Here is a 3,414-nt window from a genome sequence, read left to right on the forward strand (position 1 = left end):
AGCCGCTAAAAGGGTTCATCTAAAATGATCAATTTAGGCTCATGGATCAAGGTGATGATCAATTGAACCTTCTGTTGGTTCCCTTTTGAGAGACTCTTGATTTTATCGGTCAATTTTCCTTTTACTTGGAGTTTTTCCATCCAGGTCGGTAATTTTTCCTTGACCTCAGCAGTGCTCATTCCTTTTAAGGCAGCCAAATAGCGGACCTGCTCAAAAATCGTGAGTTTTGGCATAAGACTACGTTCTTCTGGCAAATAGCCAATTTCCTTGTAGGTTTCTTGGGTGATCGCTTTGCCACCTAGGCGAATCTCGCCGCTGTAGTCCAAAAAGCGCAAGATACTGTGGAAAATAGTTGTTTTCCCGGCCCCATTTTTCCCAACTAAGCCAAGGATATGCCCTTGTTGAGCTGTCAGATCTACTCCGAAGAGAACCTGCTTATTCCCAAAGCTTTTTTCTAAATTTCTGATTTCTAACATAGATGACTCCTCTACTCTTTATAATAACGTTTGGTAATCTTGTACTGAGAGACCAAGATATAGACATAAATCAGTGATACCACTACTAATGCTAACAAGATATCTGTATGGAAAGCAATGCCAACTAAGAATATCGCAATTAAGGAAATCGGCAAGATATAATTGCTTAACTTAATGATAATTTCATAGTTTTCCTCGTAGCTAATCTGTTTTTCTGCTTCATCCATCATACTCATCATGAATTCACGCACTTCCTTGGCATTGGCATTGCGAGGAATTGGTTTCCCATAAAGCAGATGGAAGGTCTTGCGAAAGAAGATATCCGATAGTAAAAACAGGGCAATCACGACAAGGAAGAGATAGAGTATGGTAAAGTCTCCAAAGATAAAAGCCAAGTTCCCTGTGCCAGATCCATCCATATACATCAATTGACAATAAAAGATGATGACTAAAAAGTATGGCAAGATCATGATGCCTTTAAAAATGGTCGCTAACCCATACAGTTTTTCTTCTGGATGTCATAGTGATAGGCTTCCTCTTCGTCTTCTATCTGAAGCATTTTTTGATGGACTTTTCTCGCGCTTATTAGTAAGTCTATCGTGACCATAAACACGATAAGAAACAAAAGTATTGAGCCCCAAAGGAGTCCTTCTCTACTAAAGAAGGATTAGATTTCAAGGGTTTTTTCGGATCCGAACATGCCTGTCAAAAAACCAATGACTCCTCCAATCAAACCGGAACCTGTGATGATTCCGACATTTCTCCAAAACCGATAACGGGCGGATCGTTCTTGTTGTTGCTTTTTCATATTATTCTTCTTCTATTAAACTAAATACATTTTCAACTGGTTCCTTGAAAATCCGGGCAATAGTCATGGCGATAATGACAGAAGGTGTATACTCACCACGTTCCAAGAGACTAATGGACTGGCGCGAGACCCCTGCTAGCTTGGCTAGCTCGGATTGATTGAGACCATCACGCACCCTCAGCTCTTTCAATCGATTTTTTAAAATCATGGCATCCGCCCCCTTATAGTTGAATACCTTGAATATCTTCGATGCGGACTAACTTGGTTTCCTTATCTTTTTTCTTATTCTCACGACTCAATTTGACCCAATCTTCATCGATATCCATAATCTCATATTTAGTTCCAAAACCATTTACTGTAACCGTGACCGTTTGCCCTTTCAATTCTTCTAAAAGTCTAGACATGTCTTGATTTCCTTTCAATTGTTTTTCTAACTTTTTGATACGTTTATTCAACCTTTTTATCTTCTTTTCTAAGCTTGTATAAAATATAACCAGAAAAGGGATAAAAATAATCCATATGGCGTCCATAAGAATACCTCCCCCCTCTTTTCAAAATCTTTTGTAGTATCCCTACTTCGACAAACTAATTAGAAAAATCTACATTTCAACTTCACCTCTTAAAACAAACCCTTAAAATCAACCATCAAGACCTAGCAGATTTTTTAGTATTTAGTTCGCCAATTTAGTGGGAAAGTTTTTAAAAAATTAATGTGCATGCTACCGCAATAAAAAATCATTAATTAATCCGGGCAATTCAAAAAAATCAGTAGTGAATACAGGTACTTGAAAGTTTGGAGAATTGTCTTAACCTAAGCCTAAAAATTAAAAATCGAGGGAGCCAAACTTTACTCATGGAACTTCTTTGAAAGTCGCTGACATTCGCTATCACCTAAGGAAAGTTTTTAAATTCAAGCTATAACTTTCCTTGGGTATTACAATTTTTGAGATACAAAAAAATAACAAGATTTCTCAATCCTGCTACTTTTTGTCTTATCATTTTGAAATTCTTTAGTCATAGTACAGCCAATTGTCAAGCTCGCTGACTGAGTTAAAGTGATTACTTGTCGCCAAAAACTTTGAAACGACCTTCTGTTTGGATATCTTTGTCTCCTGCTGCTGCTACGATTTGGCCAAATGGGGCTTGAGCACGGAGTTTCCAGTTAGCTGGAATGTCATATTTATCAGCTAATTGTGTGTCAACAAGTGGGTTGTAGTGTTGTACGTTCATGCCGATATTCTTCTCAGCCAAAGCCAACCATGTTGCATAAAGGACGATTCCATGACCTTGCTCTGACCAAATTGGGAAGTTTTCAGCGTATAGTGGGAATTGCTCTTGAAGGCCTTTCACTACATCTTGGTCTTCGTAGAAAAGGATTGTTCCCTTAGCTTGAGCAAATCCTGCCAAACGTTCTTTTGTTCCTTCAAAGGCTTCTGCTGGCGTTACTTTTTCAAGCTCTGAATAAGCGATTTCATTCCAGAAAGCATCTGATTCTTCATCTAGCAAGATCACCACACGTGATGTTTGTGAGTTGAAGGCTGTAGGTGTGTTAAGGACAGCTCCTTGAATGGTTTCAATCAATTCTTGGTTAGAGAGCTCAAGGTCTTTTCTCAAAGCATAGATTGAACGGCGTTTTGTTTGTAAGTCTGTAAAGTAGGTCATAGGTATTCCCTCTTTCTTTATGATAAATAGTAATTGTTAAGCTGTTTTGTAATAACTTTTATTACAATAACCATTATAACCGTTTTGAATGTAATGTCAATAGTTACGACTCAAAAAATCACTAATTATTAATATTTTTCTTACACGTGTCAAAATACCATCCTTATCCTCTACTGTTAACTCATTAGAAGATAACCATTTGACCTTCGCTCCACGATTGTTAGCACGTTCTACAATGCCAATCAAATCTCCCTTCTCTTCCACTTCTACGACGTAGTAAGCAAGACCAGGCATATCTTGGTCACGTTTGAACAAGTTTTTTCCGCCCCACTCGTTGACTGCAAGGTGATGATGGTAATCACCTGAAGCAATCCAACTAGCACTTGGAATGGTAAACTTATCCGCTAGCTTCAAGACATCCTGATAGAAAGTCCTTGCTAGCTGACTATCTTTGACCGATAAATGAAT

3 protein-coding genes and 3 pseudogenes are annotated in these 3,414 nt (G+C 38.2%); all 6 read right to left on the minus strand.

Annotation, left to right across the window (positions count from 1 at the left end):
- Positions 1-8: 8 nt before the first annotated feature.
- Positions 9-476 (minus strand): annotated as a pseudogene (locus tag HSISS2_RS06980) (ATP-binding cassette domain-containing protein); the annotation flags it as partial.
- Positions 477-487: 11 nt separating this feature from the next.
- Positions 488-1,284, minus strand: a pseudogene (locus tag HSISS2_RS06985) (DUF3169 family protein).
- A gap of 1 nt (position 1,285) precedes the next feature.
- Positions 1,286-1,492, minus strand: coding sequence for a helix-turn-helix transcriptional regulator (locus HSISS2_RS06990; protein ID WP_021146069.1), 207 nt, complete (start codon positions 1,490-1,492; stop codon positions 1,286-1,288).
- A gap of 13 nt (positions 1,493-1,505) precedes the next feature.
- Positions 1,506-1,814 (minus strand): hypothetical protein, encoded by a 309-nt coding sequence (locus tag HSISS2_RS06995; protein ID WP_042767067.1) that lies wholly within the window; start codon positions 1,812-1,814, stop codon positions 1,506-1,508.
- 529 nt (positions 1,815-2,343) lie between these two features.
- Complete coding sequence (locus HSISS2_RS07000) at positions 2,344-2,946, minus strand: nitroreductase family protein (protein ID WP_021146071.1); 603 nt, start codon at positions 2,944-2,946, stop codon at positions 2,344-2,346.
- 96 nt (positions 2,947-3,042) lie between these two features.
- A pseudogene (locus HSISS2_RS07005) lies at positions 3,043-3,414 on the minus strand (VOC family protein); the annotation flags it as partial.

This window comes from Streptococcus sp. HSISS2, from assembly GCF_000448665.1.
Classification (GTDB): domain Bacteria; phylum Bacillota; class Bacilli; order Lactobacillales; family Streptococcaceae; genus Streptococcus; species Streptococcus raffinosi.